Source organism: Enterobacter cloacae complex sp. ECC445 (assembly GCF_021892025.1).
In the GTDB taxonomy this organism is placed as follows: domain Bacteria; phylum Pseudomonadota; class Gammaproteobacteria; order Enterobacterales; family Enterobacteriaceae; genus Enterobacter; species Enterobacter chengduensis.
Window position 1 is genome coordinate 1 of record NZ_JAKLRZ010000049.1, and the last position, 25,097, is coordinate 25,097.

19 protein-coding genes are annotated in these 25,097 nt (G+C 51.2%); 9 read left to right on the forward strand and 10 right to left on the reverse strand.

The genetic code is table 11. From position 1 onward, the window contains the following. Positions 1–421 precede the first annotated feature (421 nt). From L6R44_RS24260 to L6R44_RS24270, 3 genes are read left to right on the forward strand one after another with little or no spacing between them, the layout of a single operon-like run. Positions 422–1,798 (forward strand): glycoside hydrolase family 1 protein, encoded by a 1,377-nt coding sequence (locus L6R44_RS24260; protein ID WP_237425630.1) that lies wholly within the window; start codon positions 422–424, stop codon positions 1,796–1,798. A 51-nt stretch (positions 1,799–1,849) separates the two neighbouring features. Next, positions 1,850–3,172, forward strand: coding sequence for a PTS sugar transporter subunit IIC (locus L6R44_RS24265; protein WP_237425631.1), 1,323 nt, complete (start codon positions 1,850–1,852; stop codon positions 3,170–3,172). Positions 3,173–3,187: 15 nt separating this feature from the next. Next, positions 3,188–3,904 (forward strand): GntR family transcriptional regulator, encoded by a 717-nt coding sequence (locus tag L6R44_RS24270; protein ID WP_237425632.1) that lies wholly within the window; start codon positions 3,188–3,190, stop codon positions 3,902–3,904. 42 nt (positions 3,905–3,946) lie between these two features. On the opposite strand, the gene ldtB is transcribed toward L6R44_RS24270, so the two are convergent. Beyond that, on the reverse strand, positions 3,947–4,867 hold the full coding sequence (gene ldtB / locus L6R44_RS24275) for a L,D-transpeptidase (protein WP_032639080.1): 921 nt from the start codon (positions 4,865–4,867) through the stop codon (positions 3,947–3,949). Between the two features lie 666 nt (positions 4,868–5,533). Here ldtB and L6R44_RS24280 point away from each other — a divergent pair. Both L6R44_RS24280 and L6R44_RS24285 read left to right on the forward strand, forming a co-directional pair. Next, positions 5,534–6,256: a YagK/YfjJ domain-containing protein gene (locus L6R44_RS24280; protein ID WP_237425633.1), complete on the forward strand. Its 723-nt coding sequence runs from the start codon at positions 5,534–5,536 to the stop codon at positions 6,254–6,256. Between the two features lie 1,048 nt (positions 6,257–7,304). Continuing rightward, positions 7,305–8,507 carry an IS256 family transposase gene (locus tag L6R44_RS24285; RefSeq protein WP_237425634.1) on the forward strand — a complete coding sequence of 401 codons (1,203 nt, stop codon included), beginning with the start codon at positions 7,305–7,307 and terminating at the stop codon, positions 8,505–8,507. Positions 8,508–8,543: 36 nt separating this feature from the next. Here the strand turns inward: L6R44_RS24285 and L6R44_RS24290 are convergent, their stop codons facing one another. The 3 genes from L6R44_RS24290 to L6R44_RS24300 form a co-directional block, all read right to left on the reverse strand. Next, positions 8,544–8,828 carry a hypothetical protein gene (locus L6R44_RS24290; protein ID WP_237425635.1) on the reverse strand — a complete coding sequence of 95 codons (285 nt, stop codon included), beginning with the start codon at positions 8,826–8,828 and terminating at the stop codon, positions 8,544–8,546. Positions 8,829–8,904: 76 nt separating this feature from the next. Continuing rightward, positions 8,905–9,519: a recombinase family protein gene (locus tag L6R44_RS24295; RefSeq protein ID WP_237425636.1), complete on the reverse strand. Its 615-nt coding sequence runs from the start codon at positions 9,517–9,519 to the stop codon at positions 8,905–8,907. Positions 9,520–9,881: 362 nt separating this feature from the next. Next, positions 9,882–10,325: a hypothetical protein gene (locus L6R44_RS24300; protein ID WP_237425637.1), complete on the reverse strand. Its 444-nt coding sequence runs from the start codon at positions 10,323–10,325 to the stop codon at positions 9,882–9,884. Positions 10,326–10,487: 162 nt separating this feature from the next. Here L6R44_RS24300 and L6R44_RS24305 point away from each other — a divergent pair, with 162 nt between their 5' ends. Continuing rightward, the gene (locus L6R44_RS24305) at positions 10,488–10,973 is read left to right on the forward strand and encodes a PAAR domain-containing protein (protein ID WP_237425638.1); all 486 of its coding nucleotides are present in this window, start codon (positions 10,488–10,490) and stop codon (positions 10,971–10,973) included. Between the two features lie 17 nt (positions 10,974–10,990). After that, positions 10,991–12,139, forward strand: a complete 1,149-nt coding sequence (locus L6R44_RS24310; RefSeq protein ID WP_237425639.1) for a PAAR domain-containing protein — start codon at positions 10,991–10,993, stop codon at positions 12,137–12,139. Positions 12,140–13,041: 902 nt separating this feature from the next. On the opposite strand, the gene L6R44_RS24315 is transcribed toward L6R44_RS24310, so the two are convergent. Together L6R44_RS24315 and L6R44_RS24320 are read right to left on the reverse strand one after the other, a co-directional pair. Continuing rightward, on the reverse strand, positions 13,042–13,632 hold the full coding sequence (locus L6R44_RS24315; RefSeq protein ID WP_237425640.1) for a hypothetical protein: 591 nt from the start codon (positions 13,630–13,632) through the stop codon (positions 13,042–13,044). Between the two features lie 806 nt (positions 13,633–14,438). Then, positions 14,439–15,926, reverse strand: a complete 1,488-nt coding sequence (locus L6R44_RS24320; protein ID WP_237425641.1) for a recombinase family protein — start codon at positions 15,924–15,926, stop codon at positions 14,439–14,441. A gap of 34 nt (positions 15,927–15,960) precedes the next feature. Here L6R44_RS24320 and L6R44_RS24325 point away from each other — a divergent pair, with 34 nt between their 5' ends. After that, entirely contained in the window at positions 15,961–17,556 is a 1,596-nt protein-coding gene (locus L6R44_RS24325) for an ABC-F family ATPase (protein WP_049122345.1), read from the forward strand. A gap of 83 nt (positions 17,557–17,639) precedes the next feature. Here L6R44_RS24325 and L6R44_RS24330 read toward each other — a convergent pair whose 3' ends face one another. Next, the gene (locus L6R44_RS24330) at positions 17,640–20,003 is read right to left on the reverse strand and encodes a glycoside hydrolase family 31 protein (RefSeq protein ID WP_237425642.1); all 2,364 of its coding nucleotides are present in this window, start codon (positions 20,001–20,003) and stop codon (positions 17,640–17,642) included. 17 nt (positions 20,004–20,020) lie between these two features. After that, positions 20,021–21,322 carry an MFS transporter gene (locus L6R44_RS24335; RefSeq protein WP_237425643.1) on the reverse strand — a complete coding sequence of 434 codons (1,302 nt, stop codon included), beginning with the start codon at positions 21,320–21,322 and terminating at the stop codon, positions 20,021–20,023. A 288-nt stretch (positions 21,323–21,610) separates the two neighbouring features. Here L6R44_RS24335 and L6R44_RS24340 point away from each other — a divergent pair, with 288 nt between their 5' ends. Further along, the gene (locus L6R44_RS24340; protein ID WP_237425644.1) at positions 21,611–22,684 is read left to right on the forward strand and encodes a LacI family DNA-binding transcriptional regulator; all 1,074 of its coding nucleotides are present in this window, start codon (positions 21,611–21,613) and stop codon (positions 22,682–22,684) included. Here L6R44_RS24340 and L6R44_RS24345 read toward each other — a convergent pair. After that, positions 22,681–23,937 carry a DUF1479 domain-containing protein gene (locus tag L6R44_RS24345; protein WP_237425645.1) on the reverse strand — a complete coding sequence of 419 codons (1,257 nt, stop codon included), beginning with the start codon at positions 23,935–23,937 and terminating at the stop codon, positions 22,681–22,683. The two genes, L6R44_RS24340 and L6R44_RS24345, sit on opposite strands and share 4 nt — an antisense overlap. A 148-nt stretch (positions 23,938–24,085) precedes the next feature. Beyond that, a complete protein-coding gene (locus L6R44_RS24350; RefSeq protein WP_237425646.1) occupies positions 24,086–24,901 on the reverse strand; it encodes a Cof-type HAD-IIB family hydrolase in 816 nt (271 codons plus the stop codon). Between the last annotated feature and the right edge of the window lie 196 nt (positions 24,902–25,097).

Sequence of the window (25,097 nt, forward strand, 5' to 3'; positions counted from 1 at the left end):
TGAATGCCACTTCACCGTTTCCCGGCAATCAACATGGCCTGGCCAAAGTGGAGCGGTAATATGCGAAGTTATTTAGCCATACCAACCTCGAAAAGAATCTAAGGCGAATTAGTTACGACTTTCATCTTTTTTAAGTTTAGTTCCATACATACAGATTACAAAAAGAACATAGCAAAGAAAGAGATGAAAAATAACTTATGAATCATGCTTGTAACAAAAATAATGACATAACTTATTTATAATAAAATTGATTAGTGACATAACTTCTGCATTAGTGACATAACTTTAATATGACACGACATCCGTAGGCATTATTTCAATCCATCTCACAAAAAACGATCCTCCCCTTTGATCAACTTTTCATCTTCGCCTATATGACTAGTCATGAAATATTAAATGACTAGTCATATAGGGAGAGAACATGAACAATCAGCTGCCAGCCAACTTTTTATGGGGCAACTCGGTCTCCAGCATGCAGACGGAAGGGGCCTGGAACGAGGGCGGGAAGGGGATGTCGGTGTACGACATCCGTGAAGCCGGGGAGAATATTTCCGACTGGAAAGTGGCGACCGACTCCTACCACCGCTATCGGGAAGATTTCGACCTGATGCAGGACCTGGGCATGAACTGCTACCGTTTCCAGATTTCCTGGAGCCGCGTCTGCCCGCAGGGAGACGGTGATTTTAACGATGAAGGCATCGCGTTTTACGACCGCTTTATCGACGACCTGATCGCCCGCGGCATCGAGCCGATGATCTGCCTGTACCACTTCGATATGCCGCTGGCGCTGGCGCAGGAGTACAACGGCTTCAACGACCGCCGCGTGATGGACGCCTTTATCCGCTACGGCAAGAAGATGATCGACTGCTTTGGCGACCGCGTGAAGTACTGGCTGACCTTCAACGAGCAGAACATCTTCCATATGCCGGAAGCCTTCCGCATTTCCGGCTATATGAAAGGCGATAAAACCCTGCGCGAGCTGTACGAGCTGCAGCATCACACGATGGTGGCGCACATGGCGCTCACCGAATACCTGCACCAGACCAGACCCGGCCAGCTGATGGGCGGCATGCTGGCGCACCAGCTGATCTACCCGGCCACCTGCAAACCGCGCGATATCTTCTGCGCCCAGCAGTACGACGAATTCCTCAACCAGAACCTGCTGCGCGTCTTCGCCGGGCAGGGCTACAGCCCGGCGGTGATGGCGGTGGTGGAGCAGGAAGGGTTTGGCGATATCTACCGCGCCGAGGATTTAGCCCTGCTGGCGCGGACTAAAAACGACTATATGGCCTTCAGCTACTACGCCAGCAAAACGCTGGACAGCGACGCCATCCCGGAAGGCACGCCGGTAAACTATTACCTGCTGCACGGCGAGAAAAACAACCCATACCTGAAGGCCACCGAGTGGAACTGGCAGATTGACCCGCTCGGCTTTCGCACCATCATCACCCGCTACGCCAACGACTGGCGGATGCCGGTCTTCCCGATTGAAAACGGCATTGGGGTGATTGAGTCCTGGGACGGCGTGAACCCGATTGAGGACACCTACCGCATCGACTACCACCGGGCGCATATCGAGGCCATGAAAGCGGCGATGTTCGAGGACGGGGCAGAGGTCATTGGCTACCTCGGTTGGGGGTTAATCGACATTCTCAGCTCCCAGGGCGACATGCGTAAGCGCTACGGCGTGGTCTACGTCAACCGTGAAAACCACGACCTGAAAGACCTCAGGCGCGTGCCGAAGAAGAGCTACGCGTGGTTAAAACAGGTTATCCATACCAACGGACGCGAGATGTAAGCCGTACGCTGCCGGGCCGTTTTTGTGACTGATTGATGGGAACTCTCCGCTATGTCTGAAACAAAAATCACACCGCATATGCAGTCCTTTGTCGATAAGTTTGTCGAGTTCTCGGCGCGCCTGGCAAACCAGGTGCACCTGCGCTCCCTGCGCGACGCCTTCGCCACGGTGATGCCCATTTTCATCCTCGCCGGTCTGGCGGTGCTGGTGAACAACGTGGTGTTTCCGTGGATTTTACACGGCGATACGCTGGCACACTTCAAAGTGTGGGGCGAGGCGATTATTAACGGCACGCTGAACATCGCCGCGCTGCTGCTGGCGCCGATGATTGCCTGGTCGCTGGCGCGCAACAAAGATTTCGACAATCCGGTCTCGGCAGTGGTTATCGCCGTCAGCAGCTTTATCATCATGATGCCGATGCGCCTGCAGATTACGCCCGTCGGCAGCGAGGCTGCGGTCAGCGTGACCCAGGTGCTGACCTTCGCCAACATCGGCTCGACCGGGATATTCGCCGGGGTGCTGATCGGGCTGCTCTCTACGGAGGTCTTTATCGCCATCTCGCGCCTGAAGGCGCTGCACATTTCGCTTGGGGAAAACGTGCCCCCGGCGGTGAGCAAATCCTTCACCGCGCTGATCCCGACCATCCTCACGCTCTCCCTGTTCGCGGTGCTGGCGGCGATACTGGCAAACGTGCTGCACACGGATCTGATCCATCTCATTACCACCTTTATCCAGCAGCCGCTGCGGCTGATCAACACCAGCCTGCCGGGGACGATTTTCATCTACAGCTTCGGTAACTTTCTGTTCACGCTCGGGATTCACCAGTCGGTGGTCAACAGCGTGGTGCTGGAGCCGTTCCTGCTAATCAACACCAACGAGAACATGCTGGCCTTCGCCAACGGCCAGCCCATCCCGCACATCATCAACAACATCTTCGTGCCGACCTTTGGCATGGTGGGCGGAACGGGCAGCACGATCTCGCTGCTGATCGCCATCTTTATCTTCTCCCGGCAAAAATCGGCGAAGCAGGTGGCGCGCCTGTCGCTGGCGCCCGGATTATTCAACATCAACGAACCGGTGATTTTTGGCCTGCCGATCGTGTTTAACCTGCCGCTGATGATCCCGTTTGTGCTGCTGCCCGCTATAGGCATCTACTTCGCCTGGCTCTGCACCACGCTGGGGTTAATGTCGCGCTGCGTGGTGATGATCCCGTGGACCACGCCGCCGATTCTCAGCGCCTGGCTGGCCACGGCAGGGGACTGGCGGGCGGTGGTGGTGCAGTTGGCAATCATCGTATTTGGTGTATTCTTCTACCTGCCTTTCCTCAAAATTGCCGAGCGAGTGGCCTTGAAAAACAGCTGGATAGAAAACTAACAGAAAGGAAGGACGATGGCGGCGAAGTACATCACCATAGCGCGGGAAATCAAGAAACGCATTATCAGCCAGCAGTACGCCGCCAACGAACCGCTGCCGGACCAGTTTGCGCTGGCGGCGGAGTTCAGCACCAGCCGGATGACCATCCAGCAGGCGATGCGCCAGCTGATCGTCGAAGGGCTGGTCTATACCCGCCAGGGGCAGGGCACATTCATCCGCAAAAACTTCCTTCAGCTTTCCCAGTGGGATCTCTCCGGCAGCGACTATTTTGGCGCCACCAAAACATGGGAACATCTGGGCACGGTCACGAGTCGGGTGGTGCATTTCGAGCTGCGCTTCCCGAACGAAAAAGAGCAGGCGTCGCTGATGATTAACGCCGATGCGCCGATCTACGACTTCATTCGCCTGCGCTTGCTGAACGGTGAACCGATGTCGCTGGATTCCACCGTGATGCCGATGAATCTGGTGCCGGGCCTGACGAAAACTCATCTTGAAGGATCTGTGTTCCAGTACGTGCAGGAGACGCTGGGGCTGAAAATTATGGGATCGTACCGGGTGGTGAGGGCGCTCAAGCCTAATGTGCTGGACAGGGAACATCTGGTCTGTGAGGAAACCGATCCCGTACTGGAAGTGGAGCAGGTGATTTATCTCGAGGACGGTACGCCGCTGGAGTATGCCCACTGCCACTATCGATACGACCACGGCGGGATCGTCATCGTGAATAACGGGTAAAAAAAAAGCGGGCATCGACGCCCGCTTTTTTAATGCGCGTGATTAGTTCAAGCGCACCGGCATACCGGAGCGGTTCTGCACGGCCTGGTCAACAATGGTCGTTTCCACGTCTGGCTGAGAGGTCACCGCCTGCACCGCGCTGTTCAGCGTCACAGGAACAACTTCGTTGTTGTTGATCTGGTCTTCGCTGGTGGACAGCGGGTTGTGCACTTCGATGTAGCGGCTGCCGTCTGGCTCAGAGGTCGCTTTCACCGGTTCGTTGATGAACTGCACGCGCGTACCGACCGGCACGTTTTCGAACAGGAACTTGATGTCGTCGTTACGCAGACGCACGCAGCCGTGGCTGACGCGCAGGCCGATACCGAAGTTGGCGTTGGTGCCGTGAATAGCGTACAGACGACCAATGTACAGCGCGTACAGACCCATCGGGTTATCCGGGCCCGCCGGCACAACGGCCGGCAGCGGTTCGCCCGCAGCGATGTATTCCGCGTGCATTTTGGCGGTCGGCGTCCAGGTTGGGCCCGCTTTCTTACGCTCAACTTTGGTGGTCCAGTTCATTGGGGTGTCTTTACCCAGCTGGCCGATACCGATTGGCAGCACGATCACGGTGTTGGTGCCTTTCGGGTAGTAATACAGACGCATTTCGGCGCTGTTAATCACGATACCTTCGTGAACGGTATCCGGCAGGATCAGCTGCTGAGGGATATTCAGCACGGTACCCGCTTTTGGCAGATACGGGTCAACGCCCGGGTTCGCTTCCAGCATGTTAGACAGGCCCAGCTGGTACTGCGCCGCGAAGTACTCCAGCGGCTGCGAGTTACCTTCAGGAACCGTCACCACCTGGTTTTGACCCACCAGACGGCTACCGTCTGTTGGCAGGGGATACGTCACCGCAGACGCGGTCTTACAAAAACCTACTACGGCTAACGCCGCCGCAAAAAGCGTTGTTAATTTCATGTTCATGTTGTGCGAGGTATCTAAGCCATTCTGGCGATGAGTTGATAAGTCTGAATCTGTGATGGGAGCGCATTATATGTGCATTCCCGCTCACTGGGAATTCAGATGTGTACGAAATCACATTTTTTTCGATTTTGTTAAAGTTTAGTGGATTGCCGCAACACGGGATCTCAATTCGGAATTGTGGCATAATGCCGTGTTTATCACACTTTTCGCAGGAATCTCCCCGTGTTAGTTACCAGCAACGTCACCATATAGTTTCAAAGGGGGAAATTAAGAGATGCGGAGAAAAGTTTCTTTCATCCTGCTTGCGTACATTGGTCAGTCTTCGCTGTTTAAAATTTTGGTTTTATTTGGGCCAATATCCTTATACTGGCCTGGTGGTTTTAACCACTCAACCCAAGAATATCATAAGGTCAACCCGCAAATCGGACACACTGTCAGCACGGATAAATTTTAAATTGCATTTTTTTTTCTTGCTGTTATGATGTAGTGTTGAATAAATAAATTCGTAAACTTTGTTCCGTAGTATTTCTCTCCTCCAAAACATTCCCAACGTCAGATACCAGGCGGCTTCGCGCTATCGCAAATGCCCTCATTTTACCGTGGTTTTAGGTAGTAACTATGTAGGAGGTATGATCTCTTTCTGAGTACAAAAAGGTTAATTTAACAATGATGCAACAATCACAAGCCCTGTTCGAATCGTCGATTTTATCGACAACAAGTTTTCGTACCGTCTACCATGAACACGGACGTTACAAAACCATCAATGGCAACTTCTTTGTTCATGATGGTCACGAATACCGTATTAACACAAGAATCGGATCAGGTGTTCGCCACGATATACTTATATCAACGATCAACGAACTGAAAGCAATCCTGAAGCTCTACAGTCGAGTGTTCCTGACCCGTTTTGATCTCCACCTCCCTGAGTTCACTTCTGTTGAAGCTGGTAACAAATACATACGCAAACTGTTCAAACGATTACGTGACCGCCTGGAGTCTGGAAATAACGGTTTATCGGAACCTATCATCGATTTTGCTTACGGTTGGGTTTGCGAACAGGAAAAGGCTTCACAGCCCCATTACCATTGCTGGATTGCACTTCCACATCGTTCGGTAAGATGGTTTGGAACTCCTGAAAGAGGGATCGCTGGTATTATTACGGAAATCTGGATGAAACTGACAGGCGGTAAAGCAACGCTGGTAAACTTGTCTAAAGCCACTAAAGACTATCCCGATCACTATGTCATTCATCGAGATGCTCCTGAATCACTTGATGACCCGGTATTCTGGCTTTCTTATCTGGCAAAAGAACGTGGGAAGTCGCAAACAGGGAAGGGAACACGCATGTATTCAACATCGAAATTGAGTCGTAAAGCACTGAATTCGTAAATACCGCACAGGAAGCCCGTAGAGCGTTTTTCTTTCCAAGGCATGCAATCGCATTACCCACATCATAAAAATCGCTTACAGCCTCGCTCAGGACGTTTTAAGGCATGATTTGTAACTGGTTAACTTTATGCTTCGGTCAGATGCATGATAGTTCAACGATAATTGCTTTGCTCATAAAATAATAGATTACTTCAAAATTCCGAGCGCAGCGAGGGACACGAACGAAGTGAGTGTCTGTGTACGATGTACTGTTTATAATATTTATATTTTATATATAGAGAAAACAGTACATTTCCGTATACTTTTAATACAATCGTTAACTATCCGTCTTCGCTTCGCTTGACGAAACTCGCTTCGCTCGCGTTCTTGTCTTTTTAGTTGATCTTAGCGAAGTAAGGGAGGATATGTGTTTCAATCAGTCTGATTTGGATATTCGACTTGTTACCCTTATCATGTTCAGGTTCTTCGGCTTCGTCTGCGAATCCTCGGCACTGCTTGCCTCGTATTTCCGTTAATGTTTTTTATGATGGTTTTCATCAAGAACCAGAATAATGTTTTCAGTTTGAACATAATGAATCAGAAATCGATCCTAAAGCGCATTGTGAGCGTTTCTGAAGTCATTACGGCTATATCATTATCTGGGGGTTATAAGCCTCTTGCAGCTTCATACAGGCTGTTATAGCTGTTTGGGATGTATCCCGGTAAACATTTGATTGTTGAGGGTTGAAAAGTGTGTTGCAGTTATCGAAATCGTTGCTTGGGATGGATAAAATAAAGCCCCGCACTTCAGCGAGGCGTGTGATTCAAAGTTTGTTGTTCAAAGACCACCATGACGATTTGCATAGAACAAGAAATCATTGATGTGCCTTTCCAAAGCTTGAATGAAATGATCATTCGACCAAGACGCAGAGTTATAAGAAGAAGAGCCATTTGTAGAACTAAAGGCACGACCATCATCGCTTGTAGAAAATGTCATTATCGCGTAGCGCCCGGGAGTGTTAGAAATTCTGTGTCATTCCAGTAATATACAAACAAAAAGGAATGACACATGTCCCAACCCTTCGATTTCGACAAAGCGCTTAAGGCACTCCAGTCCGGCCAGGCATTAACGGGCAAGGATGGCATCTTAACGCCACTAATCAAGCAGTTAACTGAAGCTGCTCTGTCTGCTGAGCTTGACTCTCACCTGGCTCAGGATGTGGAAGCCAATCGTAAAAATGGTTCCAGCAAAAAGACCATTAAAGCCCCCACGGGGAGCTTTGAGCTGGCAACCCCACGCGATCGTAATGGGACTTTTGAACCTCAACTGGTAAAAAAGCACCAGACCACGCTTTCTGATGAGATCGAGCGCAAGATCATCCGCATGTTCGCTCTGGGCATGAGTTACAAAGATATCAGCCAGGAAATTGAAGACCTTTACGCCTTCAGCGTTTCAAGTGCCACGATCAGCGCCGTCACCGATAAAGTTATTCCTGAGCTGAAACAATGGCAGCAGCGCCCGCTGGAGGCGGTCTACCCCTTCGTCTGGCTGGATGCTATCCACTATAAAATTCGGGAAGACGGGCGCTATCAAAGCAAGGCGGTTTACACCGTTCTGGCGCTAAATCTGGAAGGCAAAAAAGAGATTTTAGGACTGTATCTGTCTGAAAATGAAGGGGCTAACTTCTGGCTTTCGGTACTGACTGACCTTCAGAATCGTGGTGTAAACGACATCCTGATTGCCTGCGTGGATGGCCTGACGGGGTTTCCGGAGGCGATCAACAGCATTTACCCGGACACCGAAGTTCAGCTCTGCGTGATCCATCAGCTCCGTAACTCGATAAAATACGTGGCCTCAAAGCATCATAAAGCGTTTATGGCGGATCTGAAGCCGGTGTACCGGGCGGTATCAAAAGAGGCGGCAGAAACGGCGCTGGATGAGCTGGAGGAGAAATGGGGCCAGCAATACCCGGTCGTGCTCCAGTCATGGCGGAGAAAATGGGAAAATCTGTCGCATTACTTCCGGTATCCGGCGACGATCCGTAAAGTGATTTACACGACGAATGCTATAGAATCGGTCCACCGGCAGTTCAGAAAACTGACGAAGACTAAAGGCGCATTCCCGAATGAAAACAGCCTGTTGAAGCTGCTTTATCTGGGTTTAATGAATGCGCAGGAAAAATGGACAATGCCGATCCAGAGCTGGAATTTGACATTGTCGCAGCTGGCGATTTATTTTGAAGGTCGCCTCGATAAGGTGATTACGTTGTAATGATTTTTTAGCGTGACACAGAATTCTGAACGCTCTCTAGCGCCCATCAAATCGCTCAGTTTCCGATAACAAAAGGTCATGCTTCCCACCGTCTTTATACTTCATATTGAAGCTCAGATGTCGTGAAGATGAAGACATTTCAGCGTGAATTCCTCTTTCAAGTAGCCCATTCTTGTATGTTTCAACTTCTGGTACGAGAGATTCAATAATTTCTGATAAGCGTTCTCGTTCATGGATCAACGTTTCTTTTTCTTCATTCTGCTCTTGTTTTTGTCTGCCTATTTTTTCATCGACACTTTTGAAGAACGAGTTATCTGCCATGTAATATCCTTAATGGTAATATGAGCGTTTCCAAGTCAGGACATATGGGCAGAAAATACCGTTATCAAGTCCGTTTTTAACACAAAAGCTCTTTCTTGATTCGGTAAAAGGTGGCGCGGCTGATATCTGCCGCCTTCATGATGTGGGCTGGTTTAACGTTCTGTGCCAGCATTTCGCGAACAGTCTCACGGGCTTCCATATCTTTTTCTTTTCCCGTATACAAACCAGCCTGTTTTGCTCTTGCGATACCCTGTGCCTGGCGTTTACGTCGGGTTTCATAATCTTGTCGTGCCATTGTCGCAAGGATATCGATCAGCATTGCATTGACTGCCCGAAGAATGCCACTGCTAAGGTCGTTACTGGACATTTCAACCATCTGCCAACTGGTAGGTAAGTCCATTGATACGATCACCAGCCCTTTACTGTTCAACGTAGCTTTAAGTTCAGCCCATTCTTCATGTTGAAGACGACTGAGACGATCAATCGCTTCAATTAGAAGCAAATCGCCAGGCTGTGCTTCCGCAAGTAGGCGCATCAGTTCCATACGTTCCAGCTTCGCACCGCTGGCATTCTCAATGTATTCTCCGACAACTGACCATTTTTTGCTTCGCGCAAATTCGCGCAGGCTAGTTAAAGCACGATCAGCATGTTGGCCTTCAGTAGATGCACGGCAGTAGATACGGACATTCATTATGAATTCTCTTTTGAGTGTCAAATAAACACCCATATGATACATTACGTTGTTTTGCTGTCAATAGAGTTAAATTTAACCCTATTGAGACTTTGTATCATGGTCTTAATCAGGTATACCCCAATGAAACATAATGCAAAGATTTGAAAATGCAGGAACCGCTGCTTATAACATCTGCTGTAGGATCTTGAGCGAACATCCTGACGCTTCAGATTTAACTTTGTATCCACAATATCATCGTGATGATAGCTCTGAAGTTGGGAAGGGATAAAAGGGGTGGAAAGGTTATGAGAAATGTAAAGGGGAATTTCCCCTATACAAAAGAAAGGTTTAACCCGATTAATTTTAAATTAATCAATTGGTTATTTCTCCTGACATTCGCGAGAGTAAGAACTCTTGCAGTGCATACAGTACCAACTACTGCTTGCTCGAATCCCAAATTCAGGACTTGCCTTGTGGGTTACAGAACGCAAATGGTGTTTTTTACTATCTCCTTCATAACATTTCGGGCAAAAGGGTATCTCATCACCTTCTTTCCAGTACAACGGAGACTTAAACACAAACGTTGATTTATCAACCAATTGTGCTTCAAGATGCTTATTTCTTTGTTCAGCTTCGAAGAGCAAAGTTTGCGTAGTAATTGCTTCGATCTTGGCATTGGCAAGTTCAACCATCAGATTTGCTAATTCAAGTTTAAGTGTGGCCTTGTCCAGTTCATCGCTGTTATTCGCCAGTTTTTGAGTGATACTGACTGCTTTATCGAGAATTCCGACTGCCGCCGCTGTGCTCGCCAAAACACCTGCCATAATATTTCCTGCCTGAAAGTTGTCAAAGAGTGCTCGGTCTATTTTATCGGATAAGCTTCTGTTGTGAAAAGAAGTTTAGCTTAACTCAAATTGGTGTTGCGCGTGTGGCTATTGCTTGTAAAATAACCGCTGCAATTATTTTCATAATATGTAGAGGGACTTATGAAGCAATACACCAACGAACTTACCCCATCTGTGATCAAAACATTCAAGAACCCATTCAGCGCAGAGCAACTGACAAATGCAGATGACGAACAACGCCAGATTTTCAAATCTCATGTTGAAGAAATGAAAGATCGCTCTTTAGTGGCTATTTGGCGTTTTGCCACAGAAGGAGCACTTACCCGAAACGGCGGGAAGATTGAGCAAGCCAGCGCTAATGACTCGTTTACGCTTGAGGATGGGAGTGAAGTTAATCGGGCAATGGTTGGTGATTACGTAGTTTATCCTGACGGAAAACGCGCAAGAATCATTAACGGATCGGGATCAGTCAATACTAACGGGAGTGGCGTTTCTTATGCACTCGTAGGTAGCCAGCTTGATAACGGTGATGTGATTGTTAGTACCCCACAAGACTATGCTCTTCTGTGCCAGTTAGATAATAGCCCCGCAATGCCAGCCGATTTTCTCGCTCCAGTAGCACTCTAAAATAAGGAGTTCAGAAAATGGCTATAGGCTTTTGGGTTGTTAAAGGCGATAAAACAACATGTGGGGGATCGGTACTGACCGGACATCCGAAAGGTAAGCAGATTGGCCCGAATCTAAACAGACAAGCGACAGTAGGTTGTCAGGTATCCTGTGGTAAACATCCTGGCATATACAGCGTGGCTGGTGGATACCCCGGAGAGTATATTCATGGGCAGTTAGCCGCCAGTACGATTTACAGCCGCTCGACCTGCCCGTGCAAGGCTTTTTTCATTGCCACCCATACTTTTATGAAACACGGCCCTTACCAGGAACCAGTAAAAGCGACATCTGCATCCGTGGAAACGAAAGCAGTATCTGAGCCCGTACAAGAGCCGGAACAACACGCCCAGGTTGCAAAGAAGCAAAACAGCTTTGCTGACACCTGCAAGCCAGAAGATAATCAGTTGCTGAACGGCGTTTACATCTGGACTGAAACCACCGATGCGGGTCATTCTTTCGTATCTGTACATCAAGACAATTCGATATATGTTTACACATATGGGCGCTTTGGTCGAAGAGGTCCAGCAAACTTAACTGGTGATGGGATATTAATATACTTTACTGGGGAAGATGCTCGCGGCTACTACCGTGAAGAATTGTATAAAGTGAATGCGCGGGTGTTCAGGATTGATGATGCTTCTATAGTTGCAACTCGATCATTCTTTGAAAATCTATGGCTTTCAGGGACAGAGCCTATAGTAACGGATAAAATGGGTGAAAGAACGAAGCGTCGTGGAAGAGTAATTGACGTTTATGACCTTACTGGCAGCAACTGCACCACACATACTGTTCAGGCTATTGGTGAAGCTGGCTCTAAAGTCTTCGATACTGTCTACACATCAACAACAACACAGCTCCCTATTGAAGGAGAAGAGGATTTTGCCGTCCCTCTTTCCCTGCAAAAGTACTTAGTGGAAAAAAGCAGCTCTCTGAATGCCATGCATGTTTTTGAAGTCACGAACCAGTTTCGAGAACAGTATCCGAACGTGGACAACTATACCGCAGGCGAAGAAAACGCTATGGAGAAAAAGCTTGCTGAAGGTGCTTCTGTATTAGGTTCAGCTTCTGGTTATTCGGGCGGTACTGTTGGCGGTTTCTTGGGCGGCTCATATGATATTAACGAGTAAAACAAAATGTATAATCCGATGGGGGAGTATACTCTCAATTTCCTTCATATACATCGCCAACGTACTTATCAGCGTCTTAGATTACGGGATCACAAAAAAATACACCGATATTCTCAACGATAAGACGATCACAGTTGAAGGTTGTAATGCTGTGGTTTCTGATTTCGATCAGTACTATTCGTGGTTGGTAAATGTTTCTCTGTTTGGTTACATCATTTCTACAGTACTGATCATTCTTATCTTCAAGAAAATTCGATGACCATCAAAGGCTGGTTTATTCCAGCCTTTTCCTTACTTCGATATCCCCGCCAACACTTCTATAATATCTGCAATAATTGCAGTTGGCTTTTCATAGCGACGTTTAATGTGTGAGGTTGTTTTGTTTCTCCATAACTTCTATCTTAATAATGCACTCTCCATTTCGATATATTCTCACTTGATCAGGTGGGGACTTAACTGTGTTACGAATTTCATTCATTATATCTTTTGATAACATATCACAGCATTCCATATACATAACTTTTCTGGTATCAATGTCAGCTATGTCAGTGAATGAATCACTAACCCACGAATCGGGTATTTCGGTGCCATGTAACAACTTCATATATTGAACGATGAAGTAATCTGTCAAGTGAAATCGTCCGACTGTTAGTTTCCCCTTAAACATAAGGTCAGATGTGAAAGTTTCCAACTCATTTCTGAAAACTAAACTGATTTGATTATTTTGCATGTTATCATCACCCGCTAAAGGTATACGCCTATTCGTTGTTATGACTTTCATATGAAGTATTAACACTCGCATCAAGAAATATTTGCAATGTGCATAAAGTATGATACCCGTGATGTGTTAATTCAAGCCCTAAAAAGTCGAGCGCATTACAACTTTAATGTTCTTTGGTTTTTTACCTTTTAATCATCTCATTATATTGTTTCAGGTTCCATTCATGGACTTCTGGAACTTTGGAATAGTGATCAAGAAAGATTAACTCGACTCGCATTAGATTAGCGCGGCTCATTTCAAAAAGAAACTTCTGAGGAGAGGACATACACAGGTAATCTTCGGAGCTTCCTCTGCTTGCGCTAAACTCCTTTGTTTCTCCACCATCGAATTTAGCATAAACGGTCGTAGAAAAGTATGGGGCGAAAAGTTCACGCTTTTTATCGTTAGTAATCGCACTGAAACACACGTCTACGAGCTTTCCGGTTCCTTCGCGTCTGATGGTGAGCATTGTCCCTTTCGTGCGTCCCAACACGCTTACAGAACGCGTGGTGACATCACCAAATGCGTTTGTGTAGTCGACCTTTTCAACGAATCCACTTTCACGACGATCCTGAAGCATTTTTTCTTGCTTGTCTTCTGCGGCTTGTATTGCGGCTTGTTCCGCTGCTTGCTTGATTGCCTTATTCGGATCTTTTGATAGCCACGCGGATATTAATACTGCTGCGGCTATCACTCCGAAGATTGACCAACGTGCTGTTTCCGATAATTTCATGATCTACTTCTCTTTAGTAGGTTTAACGTTAATGTTTGATGTACCCAGAAGCATCAAGGCTGCTGAACTATTGATGATTGCTTTGTCATCGCAAAGTGCATTCCCTTCAGATTTATATCCCTGTCCACCATCCCGAGAAACATTAGTGCGTTTTTGTCGCTACTGGCACCCTTGCTGCTGATTTTGCCTCTGGCAAGAAATTCACGGAACTGGAGGCGGTGGTTAAACCTGAAGCGACAGCAACGCCTGACGCCATGATTTTTAGGTTTTTTATAAGGATAGTCACTTTGGATACCTTCTATCGTTCGCACTCCGTCGTGGACAGAGTATTCATTCCATGAGTCTTGTTTACGAGAAACACCAAGCGAAGAATCATGATCTTACATTGATCTGTTAAATCTATCAATATCGTAAAATTGATCTATAAAAACGATCGATTGGTATGGATGGAAGAGAGGGGAACGATACTAAGGATATTGTATTTAAAGGGTTTTCAAGTGGTTCATACGCTTGATGCTAATGTGGGGGCGGGGCTGCGGTTAGTCTTGAATACTACGAGTGGAAGATATAACCATCTACTTTGTAAGGGCTTTAATGCAACCATATAAGGTGTTTCGATAAGAAGCGGTGCAATTCGTACAGTTCGTAGACATAATGAATACGGTATAATTTTGGCCCCTTGCTCTACAACGCTCTGTATCGAGTTTTACGGGTTTTTGGTATTGAATGGTATCTGAGTCAGCTTTAATCGCTCTGACTAGATACAGAGCGATTGATGGCGAAAGAGCTAAGGATTTATACTCGGTTTAGCCCCAAGAGCTAACAAGATCTAATATTTCTTTAGTATCGGTAATAAAAGTAATGTTTTCGCCATCCCAAAGGAAACTTTGAACGTGTTCGTTTCTGTACTGAACTTTTATTCTCCACTTTTTGCCTATGTTATAGACAATGATACTTTCGATGATTCGTTTAAGCATCATATTCAGTTCTTGTGGATCTTTGATATCCTGTAATAGTTTCAAGTCAAACGCCCGTTCTGAGATGATCATACTGTTCTGTTGTTTTATTTTTTCTTCAACTTCCTGTAGTTTATCTTCAAGGTTATTTATAGTTTGTATTACACTTGTCGGGATCTTAGACGCAGTAAGAAGCATATCATTTAGTTCCTGAATCTTCTTTTTTATTGTCTCCTGCTCTAACAGTAATGCCCCGTCAAAACTGGTTTTTTTCTCAAGCTTGAGGTTTTTCATTATCCTGAAAAGTGCTATTTCTATATTTTTAAAATTCTTGGTTATGTTACATTTTCCATCTCTTGAATTAGCGCAAACATGGTATTGATATGTTTTTCCGGAAGCAACGTGAAATTTTCTGACAAGTGAACCGCCACATTCGTGCTTTAATATTCCGGCGAAGGCATTATGTTCAGATTTATATCCAGGTTTGTTTTGTTTCTGATCAGACTGTAAAAGCATGAATTCTTCTTTGCTGATAACAGCAGGATAATAATCATCTATGATATCAAGCAGAATGACTTTACGATCTTTAGTTGTCTCTGAAGTTTGATATGCACCATATAGTGCAACCGAATTTATTGTTTTTCGAACTGTTGTATGATTCCAGCCAGCAGAACGTAATGGTTTGTGACCTTCGTCATTTAACACTTTAGCGATTTTGTTTGTTCCAAATCCTTCACGGCGTAACTGAATGATTCTCCTGACCGTATCAACTTTGTCACTAAAAACAAATTTATCTTCTTTCCGTTTCAACCAGAAAGGCAGGATTTTGTTGATAACCTCACCGCTTAGCGCTCGTTGTCGCTGCTGACTTTTCGTTTCACGCAGGCGCTGCGATTTTTTTTCAGATTCTTTATGGGCAAGATCCGCAGCCAGAGCTATCCTGATGACACTCACAAGGTCATTGACGGATTCACGATTAAGTAATAAACCATCAACCAGTGAAGCGATAAAGACGTTGTGTTGCAGAATCGACTTAATTATCTGTTGAGTCACGTCAATGCCTCTGCGGCTCAGACGATCTAGCGACTCAATGATGATGGTTGAACCTGGTTCAATCTGTCCTTTCTCAATTGCTTCAAGCATATCGCCCAGCGATGGCCTGTTTCCCTCTTTGAATGCTGAGATTCCGAGGTCTTGAAAGTTCTTATCTGATAGAATCAAACCATGCACGTGTGCGTACTGTTCTGCAAGCTCAGTTTGACGTCTTACGGAGTCACCTTGTTCTTGCTTCTTTGATGAGAACCTTATGTAAGAGTATGCTTTTCCGTTTTGTTTCATAAGTACCTCAGTAACTTACAAGAGAGTATCAATTTTGCTTCTTTGCAACAATATTACTATGCAGTTTGGCAGTAAGCCGCTGTTCGAAAACATTTCCGTCAAATTTGGCGGCGGCAACCGTTACGGCCTGATTGGTGCCAACGGTAGCGGAAAATCCACCTTTATGAAGATCCTCGGCGGTGACCTGGAGCCGACGCTCGGCAACGTATCGCTCGACCCTAACGAGCGCATCGGTAAGCTGCGTCAGGATCAGTTCGCCTTCGAAGAGTTCACCGTGCTGGACACCGTGATCATGGGGCACGCGGAGCTGTGGGAAGTGAAGCAGGAGCGCGATCGCATCTACGCCCTGGCCGAAATGAGCGAAGAAGACGGCTACAAGGTGGCCGATCTGGAAACGCAGTACGGCGAGATGGACGGCTACTCGGCGGAAGCGCGCGCGGGCGAGCTGCTGCTGGGCGTGGGCATTCCTGTGGAACAGCATTACGGCCCGATGAGCGAAGTTGCGCCAGGCTGGAAGCTGCGCGTGCTGCTGGCACAGGCGCTGTTCTCTAACCCGGACATCCTGCTGCTCGACGAACCGACGAACAACCTGGACATCGACACCATCCGCTGGCTGGAGCAGACGCTGAACGATCGCGACAGCACCATGATCATCATTTCGCACGACCGTCATTTCCTGAACATGGTCTGTACGCACATGGCGGATCTGGACTACGGCGAGCTGCGCGTCTATCCGGGCAACTACGACGAATACATGACGGCGGCCACCCAGGCGCGCGAGCGTCTGCTTGCGGATAACGCCAAGAAGAAAGCGCAGATTGCGGACCTGCAGTCCTTCGTTAGCCGCTTCAGCGCCAACGCCTCTAAGTCGCGTCAGGCGACCTCGCGCGCGCGTCAGATTGACAAAATCAAGCTGGAAGAGGTTAAAGCCTCCAGCCGTCAGAACCCGTTCATCCGCTTCGAGCAGGACAAGAAGCTGTTCCGTAACGCGCTGGAAGTGGAAGCCCTTACCAAAGGCTTCGATGAAGGCCCGCTGTTTAAAAACTTCAACCTGCTGCTGGAAGTGGGCGAGAAGATTGCCATTCTGGGCGCCAACGGCGTGGGTAAATCCACTATGCTGAAAACCCTGGTCGGCGAACTGCAGCCGGACAACGGTACCGTGAAATGGTCCGAAAACGCGCAGATTGGCTACTACGCGCAGGACCATGAGTACGAGTTTGAAAACGACCTGACCGTCTTCGACTGGATGAGCCAGTGGAAGCAGGAAGGCGACGACGAGCAGGCGGTGCGCAGCATTCTGGGCCGTCTGCTGTTCAGCCAGGACGATATCAAAAAACCGGCGAAAGTGCTCTCCGGTGGTGAAAAAGGCCGCATGCTGTTCGGCAAGCTGATGATGGAAAAACCGAATATCCTGGTGATGGACGAACCGACTAACCACCTGGATATGGAATCGATCGAATCCCTGAACATGGCGTTGGAGATGTATCAGGGTACCCTGATCTTCGTCTCTCACGACCGTGAGTTCGTCAGCTCGCTGGCGACCCGCGTGATTGAAATTACGCCAGAGCGCGTGGTGGACTTCACCGGTAACTATGAAGATTACCTGCGCAGTAAAGGTATCGACGGCTAAAAAAAAGCCCGGTGGCGCTTCGCTTACCGGGCCTACGGGTGACTTTGTAGGCCGGGTAAGGCGAAGCCGCCACCCGGCAATGTTCAGAGCACCCACTCACTCCTTTCAACCCCGTTCACCCGCAGCGTACGTTTTTCCCCCGCCGGTAATGACACCTTCAGCGCCTTCCACGCCGGACGATAATCGCCACGTGCGTTCACCTTCAGGTTGATGGTTGCGCCGTCGCACACCATTTCCCATTCCACCCACAGCGCATTGCCGTTCTGATAGCCCCAGCTTTCGCCGTCGTCTTCAAACAGCAGCCCGGAGGTCGTGCCTACGCCTTTCACCGGGAACAGCTTCAGCTCGCGGGCCGTATCTTTTTCGGCACTCACATGCGTGATGCGCTCGCTCAGCGGCAGGCCGGCTCCGGCGCGCACCAGCAGCGGCAGTTTTTCCAGCGGCGCATCGAGGACGATGGATTGCCCGCCTGCATACCACGCGTGGGTGTAAAAATCATACCAGCCCGTTTCGTTATCCGGCAGCCAGACCCGGCGCTCGCGCTGCCCGGCTTCGACGACGCTGGCCACCAGCAGGTCGCGGCCCAGCAGGAAGTCGTCGCACTCTTCGAAGGTCTGCGCGTCGTGCTCGTGGTCGAGGAAGGTTGGGCGCAGCATCGGCTCGTCGTCGGCGTGCGCCTGCCAGAGCAGGGTGTAGAGATACGGCAGCAGGCGGTAGCGCAGCTCAATCGCGCCGCGAATGGCAGGCGTGACGCCCGGATACATCCACGGCTCGTTCACCGTGTGGTCATCGTTCCACGAGTGAATGGTAAAGCGCGGATGCATCACGCCGTTCTGCACCCAGCGCACGAACAGCTCGGCGTCCGGCTTGTCGCCGGAGAAACCGCCGACGTCGTGGCCGACGTTGAACAGCCCGGACAGGCTCATGCCCAGCCCCATGCGGATGTTATAGCGCAGCGTGTCCCAGTTGGTGCGGTTGTCACCGCTCCAGGTCTGAACGTAGCGCTGCATCCCGGCGCAGCCGGAGCGGGAGATCAGATACGGGCGTTTTTCCGGCGCAAAGCGCTGCTGCGCTTCCAGCGAGGCGCGCATCATCAGCAGCGGCATGACCGGGCGAATATGCTTGATGGCGATCTCCTTGCCGAAGCCAAAGCAGCGGGCTTCCCCGTCCCACACTTCGTACTCGTTGTTGTCGTTCCAGGTGGAGTCGATGCCCATCTCCAGCAGCTGCGTGGTGACGCCGTTCTGCCACCACTGCACCGTCTGCGGGTTGGTAAAGTCGAGGTGCGAGCCTTCGTCATCCCAGAAGCTGGAGCGTTCGGGTGCATCGGTTTCTGAATCGCGAATGAACAGGCCGCTCTCCGCCACTTCGCTGTAGCGCGGATGATCCTGCAGCAGGCACGGCTTGATGTTTGCGGCCAACTTCAATCCCGCGTCGTGGAACGCCTGGCTCATCACCTTCGGCTGCGGCACCTTGTCATAGTTCCAGTTGAAGACGTAGCGCTTGCCGTTGATGGAGGTATAGCCGGACGAAAGCTGGAACGAATCGCACGGAATGGCGTGCTCTTCGCAAAGGCGGATGAAGTTCATCAACTGATTCTGCGCGTCCGGCGCGTCGGTGTAGTGCATGGTCGAGCCGCTGTAGCCCAGGCTCCATTTCGGTCCGAACAGCGTCTTACCGGTCAGGCGCACGAAGGCTTTGGTGACGTCCAGCACGCGCCTGCCGGTAAAAATGTAGTAGTCGATATCGCCCGCTTCTGCCTGCCAGCGGCGATAGGCGGTGTGGTAGTTGTCGATTTCGTTACCCAGATCCAGCCAGCAGCTGCTCAGGTTGTCGTAGAACAGGCCGTAGCTCACGTCGTCGCGGCGGGTAAGGGTGAACGGAATGTGCTTGTAGAGCGGGTCGGTGCTGGCGGCGTTGTAGCCCATGGCGTCGAGGTTGCGCATCTCGTAGCGTTTACCGTTGCGTTGCAGATCGCCCGCTTTCTCACCCAGTCCGTAGAAACGCTCGTCCTTGCGGCGGCTCAGGTAGTGCGCCACGCCGTCGCCGTGGGCGTTCAGCAGGTAGGCGCTGGTGGGGCGGTCGTTGACCAGCGGCTGCCACTCGCCCGCGTCATTGCGGTAGTGCCACTCCAGCCACAGCGGCTGGTGCACGGTGACGCGCAGCTGTTCGGTTGCCACGGTGAGCGTCTCATCCTGTTGCGTCAGGGTCCAGGCCGGGCAGGAGAAACCGCTTATATCGTCACGACGGCGGCCTTCCCACGGCACGTCTTTTTCCGGCGCGATGCTCCAGGTGCGGTCCAGCGCCAGTTCGCCTTTGCGCTTGATCAGCACGCGGAACAGATTCTCTTCCAGCACATACAGACACAGGCGGTGCTGGTTATCCACCAGCAGTTCCAGATGGTTTGCCGACTGCGTTTCAACGGTCCAGTTTTTCAGGGTTTTCATATGCAATACATCCACTATCAGGCGCGCTTGGCGCGACGTTCAGCAATAAATGCTACCAGGAAGACGGCGCCAATCAGGTCAAAGAAGCCCATGGCAATAAAGAGCGGGTTAAAGCCGATTTTGTCGGCGGTCACGCCGATTAACAGCGAGAACAGGAAGCTGGCGATCCACGCCGCCGAGCCACGCATGCCGTTGACGGTCGCCATCTGGCCTTTGTCGAACGACTCCACGACCAGGGCGCTCAGCATGCAGGAGATGATCTGGTGCCCGAAGCCGCCGATGGAGATCAGCACGATGGTGATATACGGGTCGCGGGTAATGGCCACGATGGCCAGCGAGATCATCAGGAATGCGCCCGTCACGGAGCTGGCGACCACCGAGTTCACCCTGGAGCAGCCGAACCAGCGGGTGTACAGACGCGTCAGGTAGCCGCTCGCCACGCTCCCGAGGTCGGCGGCGAGGAACGGCAGCCAGGCGAACATCGCGATCTGCTTCAGGTCCATGCCGTGCTCTTTGGCGAGGTACAGCGGCACCCAGAAGCTCAGCACCGCCCAGGCCGGTTCCGCCATAAAGGCCGGGATGGCGATACCGTAGAAGCGTTTGTTTTTCGAGACGGTTTTCAGCGCGGTCAGGAAGGGCAGCTTCACCGCAGGCGGTTCGTTGTCCTGCTTGATAAACGCCAGCTCGTCCTTGCTCAGGTTAGGGTGCTGCTCCGGGTTGTGGTAGAACGCCCACCAGATGATCACCCACAGCAGCGCCAGCACGCCGGTAAACATAAACGCACCCTGCCAGCCGAACGACGCGTGAGCGAAGTAGATGATAGGCGGGGCCAGCATCGCGCCGATGGAGAAGCCCACGCCCGCCCAGCCGGCGGCAACGGGACGCTCGGATTTCGGGAACCATTCGCCGATGGTTTTGGCGTTCGCCGGGGTCGCGGCGGCTTCGGACGCCCCCATAAAGAAGCGCAGAATAGCGAGGTGCAGCCAGCTTCCGGCCCCCGCGTGGAAGATACACATCAGCGCCCAGATCCCGGCGCAGACCATAAAGCCAATCTTCAGGCCGATGACGTCAATCAGCCAGCCGCACAGGGGCTGGAAAATGGTGTAGGCGATCTGGAACGCGCCGACAATCCAGGAGTACTGCTCGGTGGTGATCCCGAGGCTCTCTTTCAGTTCCGGCGCGAGGATCCCCAATGAGTTTCGGGTGATGTAGTTAACGGTGACGCCCAGTAAAAACAGCACCAGTACGTACCAACGCAGATTCTTGATGACGCGACGGGTTTTGCTTGTCGCAACGGTGTTATTGATGTCCTGACTCATTTTACTCTCCACAAGACGGACGGTAAGGGGACGGAGGTTCTGGTGTCACACGGATTTTTATGCCTTTGATTTCTATCCGTTTAAAAAGTCTAAGTTGGTATGCAACTAGTATGGAAGTTGTGTGACAAGTTCACCTTAAGGGAGAAAATGAGCGGGCAATAGTGGATTTTGTGCAAAGTTTCTCATAACGGGCGTAAACCCTCTGGCATGATGGCCGTTATGCCCGTTATTACCTGATGAACACGCTATGAAAATTTTTTCATTTCGCAAATGGAGCCAGATCACAAAATGGATAAAAGGCTAAAAATCACCGAAATCGCGGCCCGTACGCAGCTCTCTATCAGTACCGTTTCCCGCGTGCTGGCGGGCAAAGCGAACACCAGTGAAAAAGCGCGCGCAAAGGTGCTGGCGTGCGCGCGGGAGCTGGGGGTGATGGAGGGTATGGCGGCAGGGCGCCTGCTGCTCAATAGCCTGGTGGTTTTTGCCCCGCAGCGGGCGTTTGACGAGCGGTCCGACATCTTTTACTACCGCGTGATCCAAAGCGTGAGTAAGGGCCTGGCATCCCACGACGTGCGCCTGCGCTACTGCGCGCTGGAGGAGAACGACAGCGACGCGCAGCTGTTTCTGGCGCGCATGAACGAGTCGGACACCCAGGCGGCAATCCTTCTCGGCATTGACGATCCGCATATCCACGATCTGGCGGTGGACGTGGGTAAACCCTGCATGCTGATTAACTGCCGCGACCGGCACATGCGCCTGCCTGCCGTCGCGCCGGATCACCGCGCCATTGGCGAGCGGGCGGCGGAATACCTGTTCGAGATGGGGCACCGCGAGGTGATGAACGTGCTGTGCCTGCGGCGTTACACCATGGAGCTGCGCCTGGCGGGGATCCGCGATGCGTGGCAGTCTCACAACCTGAAATTCAACGATAAACGCGATCTGCTGGTGGTGCCCAGCTTCAGCGCGCGCGAAGCGGAACAGATGGTCAGCAGCTGGCTTAATGAAGTGCAGGGAAAAGATCTGCCCACCGCGTTCCTGGTCGGCGGCGACTTTATGGCGGCGGGCACCATCAGCGCCTTACAAAACCACGGCCTGCGCGTGCCGCAGGACGTGTCGGTGATGAGCATCGACGGCTTTAACCTGGCGGCAATTCAGGATGTGCCCTTAACGGCGGTGCATGTTCCCCGCGACGAGCTGGGAACGGAAGCGGTATACATGCTCCAGCAGCGGCTGATGCGCCCGGACGCGCCGGTGGGGACGTTACTGCTTAACGGTACGCTGACCGTGCGGGAATCGGTACGGCGGATACGTCAGGGGAAACGACGCACCGCCGTGGAGCGGGAAGGGCTGTACGACAGTTAGGCCATGCCCAGCGCGCGCCTGCCGTGGATATTGAGATCGTTCACGGTAAAGCGGTCCTGCCAGGTTTTTTCATAATCCTCACGCGGGAAGTCTCCCGGCGACGCGCCGGTTTCCAGCGCTTCCTTGACCTTTTTCGCGTAGGCGAGGTTTTTCTCGCACATCGGCGCGGCGGGAATGTACATCACGTTGCCCCAGCCCTGCTGATTGTCCACCGGCGCGACGGAGTGGATCACATCGCAGTGCCACCACACGGAATCGCCCGCCTCGAGCGCCGGAATGCTGGTCAGCGCCTCGATGAGCAGCGGGTGCCATTTTTCCGAAATCGGCAGCACGCGGCCCGGCGCCACGCCGCAGAGCTCGTCTTCCGGCACGTCGTCCAGCAGTGGGCGCAGCAGGATGTAGGCCATCGCTTCCGGGATCGGCACCACGTGCAGCAGACCCTGGCCGGGGATCATGTCCGACAGCGCCGTCCAGCCCTGGAAGGTGCGGAACACCGAGCACTTGGTGGTGTTGTCCACGGTGTACTCTTCCACCTCGGTGCGGTGCGCGGCGTTCCACGGATCGTATTTCTCGACGTTGCCGTCAAACACGCGGGCAAACACCTGCTGGTAGGCCGGGAGCAGCCAGCGCTCCAGCGCGCCGGAATCGGTATGCGCGCCCAGCCCTTTCGAGGTCGTTCCCGGCGGGCGGCGGCGGATACGGTCCGGATAAATCACGCTGACGTCCGGGTTGAACCACGTTTTACCGTTGCTCTCGAACGTCCATAAACGGTTCAGGAACGACTGCACCTGCGCCATCTCTTCGCTCTGGCGCGCCTGCATTTGCGCCTGCGACCAGTAGATCGGGTAAATTTCCGGACGGGAGGCGGTCAGGGTGCCAAAGAAATTATCGCCCGGGCCTTTGTACACTTCGTCAAATTTGTTCAGATCGAGGTAGTCGAGCATTGACCGATCCCACGCCAGCGCCTGTTCGCGCGGGAAGTGACCTTTGATCACCGCGCAGCCGCGACGCTTAACCGCCTCGCGCTGTTCAGCGGTGATGGTGCCGTTTTTTACATCCGCAAACGGGATCTCCGGCCAGACGGTTTCGCCTTTGTTCTTAAGGGCGTTGATTTCCGCCACGCGGGTGGCAATGCTGTCGCTGAGCTTGTTGAACACCGCCTGCACGTCGCCGATCTGCGCGCGCAGCTCGAGCTTCAGCTGGCGGATTGCCGCTTTGTGGTCCGCCGGCAAGGTTTCACTGGTAAAAGTCATAACTGCCTCGCATCTTTCATTCGAAAGTAAAAGTGTCTACAAGTGATACTTTAAGTTAAAAATAAGTTAATGCAAGTTTAAAAACTTGACGGAAGCCACAGGACGGAAAAAGAGTGGGGATGCCGGAGCGAGGCTCCGGCGAGGAGAATCAGGCGTCGAACGGGGAATGGCTGTCGAGCACGGCCTGAATGACGTTCAGCGCGCCCTGATGATTGTTGTCGTCGGTGCTGTAGCGGGCGATCTGCTTGATGCTTTCTGCCGCGTTGTCCATCGCAAAAGAGTATTTCACCAGCTTCAGCATCTCCGCGTCGTTGCCGCTGTCGCCAATCGCCACGCACTGCTGCGGGGAGAGCGCCCAGCGCTTCAGCAGGCGGCTGATGCCGTTGGCCTTATGCAGGCCAGGAATGATCAAATCGACAAAGCCAAAGCCGCTGGTGACCGGCTTCATGATGCCGTCCAGAGAGACGTGCAGCTTATCGATCAGGTTTGGGATATCGCTGTCGGGCAGGTTCAGGGAGAATTTGAACAGCAGATCGTCAATCTCGTGATAGTCGCTGACGCGCTTTAAGCGGTGGTAGTGCCTGGACATCAGCGCCACAAATTCGTCCGGGGCTTTATCGCTGACGTAAGCGCTCTCCAGCCCGCAGGCCACGAAGTTCAGCGCTTTGTCTTTCAGCAGTTCGCCAATGACGATTTGCGACTCGTGGCGCGTCAGCTCGCCGTGGAAAATCTGCTCGCCGCGATCGAACACCAGCGCGCCGTTTTCCGCCACGAAGGAGATGCGATCTTTTAGCTCGGGGAAGAAGGAGATGAGCTGATAATACTGGTTGCCGCTGGCGACAACGAATTCAATGCCGCGGGCGTTAAGTTGCTCAAACTGTGCCTGGAAGCGGTCGCGATCGTACTGCTTGGCATCATCAAGGAAAGTTCCGTCCATATCGGTGACGATAACTTTTACGGTCATACTGTGCTCCTGGGTCACTGCGTTTGAAACATTCTAATAACAAGGTGACGGGGAGCACAAATTTATTTCATTCGAAAGTAAAAGCAAAACGGCAACTCCGTTGCCGTTTTTAGTGTTTGCTCCCTCTCCCCGTGGGAGAGGGCCGGGGTGAGCAGCTGTGTTTAAAGTCAACAGCTGACGACTAATCTGCCGCCCA

Excerpts from the sequence above, each read along its gene's own strand:
- L6R44_RS24290 (WP_237425635.1), bottom strand. The coding sequence starts at position 8,828 with ATGGCAGATAACTCGTTCTTCAAAAGTGTCGATGAAAAAATAGGCAGA.
- L6R44_RS24285 (WP_237425634.1), top strand. The coding sequence starts at position 7,305 with ATGTCCCAACCCTTCGATTTCGACAAAGCGCTTAAGGCACTCCAGTCC.
- L6R44_RS24270 (WP_237425632.1), top strand. The coding sequence starts at position 3,188 with ATGGCGGCGAAGTACATCACCATAGCGCGGGAAATCAAGAAACGCATT.
- L6R44_RS24320 (WP_237425641.1), bottom strand. The coding sequence starts at position 15,926 with ATGAAACAAAACGGAAAAGCATACTCTTACATAAGGTTCTCATCAAAG.
- L6R44_RS24345 (WP_237425645.1), bottom strand. The coding sequence starts at position 23,937 with ATGACTTTTACCAGTGAAACCTTGCCGGCGGACCACAAAGCGGCAATC.
- L6R44_RS24305 (WP_237425638.1), top strand. The coding sequence starts at position 10,488 with ATGAAGCAATACACCAACGAACTTACCCCATCTGTGATCAAAACATTC.
- L6R44_RS24300 (WP_237425637.1), bottom strand. The coding sequence starts at position 10,325 with ATGGCAGGTGTTTTGGCGAGCACAGCGGCGGCAGTCGGAATTCTCGAT.
- L6R44_RS24310 (WP_237425639.1), top strand. The coding sequence starts at position 10,991 with ATGGCTATAGGCTTTTGGGTTGTTAAAGGCGATAAAACAACATGTGGG.
- L6R44_RS24260 (WP_237425630.1), top strand. The coding sequence starts at position 422 with ATGAACAATCAGCTGCCAGCCAACTTTTTATGGGGCAACTCGGTCTCC.
- L6R44_RS24315 (WP_237425640.1), bottom strand. The coding sequence starts at position 13,632 with ATGAAATTATCGGAAACAGCACGTTGGTCAATCTTCGGAGTGATAGCC.
- L6R44_RS24350 (WP_237425646.1), bottom strand. The coding sequence starts at position 24,901 with ATGACCGTAAAAGTTATCGTCACCGATATGGACGGAACTTTCCTTGAT.
- L6R44_RS24265 (WP_237425631.1), top strand. The coding sequence starts at position 1,850 with ATGTCTGAAACAAAAATCACACCGCATATGCAGTCCTTTGTCGATAAG.
- L6R44_RS24330 (WP_237425642.1), bottom strand. The coding sequence starts at position 20,003 with ATGAAAACCCTGAAAAACTGGACCGTTGAAACGCAGTCGGCAAACCAT.
- ldtB (WP_032639080.1), bottom strand. The coding sequence starts at position 4,867 with ATGAACATGAAATTAACAACGCTTTTTGCGGCGGCGTTAGCCGTAGTA.
- L6R44_RS24340 (WP_237425644.1), top strand. The coding sequence starts at position 21,611 with ATGGATAAAAGGCTAAAAATCACCGAAATCGCGGCCCGTACGCAGCTC.
- L6R44_RS24295 (WP_237425636.1), bottom strand. The coding sequence starts at position 9,519 with ATGAATGTCCGTATCTACTGCCGTGCATCTACTGAAGGCCAACATGCT.
- L6R44_RS24335 (WP_237425643.1), bottom strand. The coding sequence starts at position 21,322 with ATGAGTCAGGACATCAATAACACCGTTGCGACAAGCAAAACCCGTCGC.
- L6R44_RS24280 (WP_237425633.1), top strand. The coding sequence starts at position 5,534 with ATGATGCAACAATCACAAGCCCTGTTCGAATCGTCGATTTTATCGACA.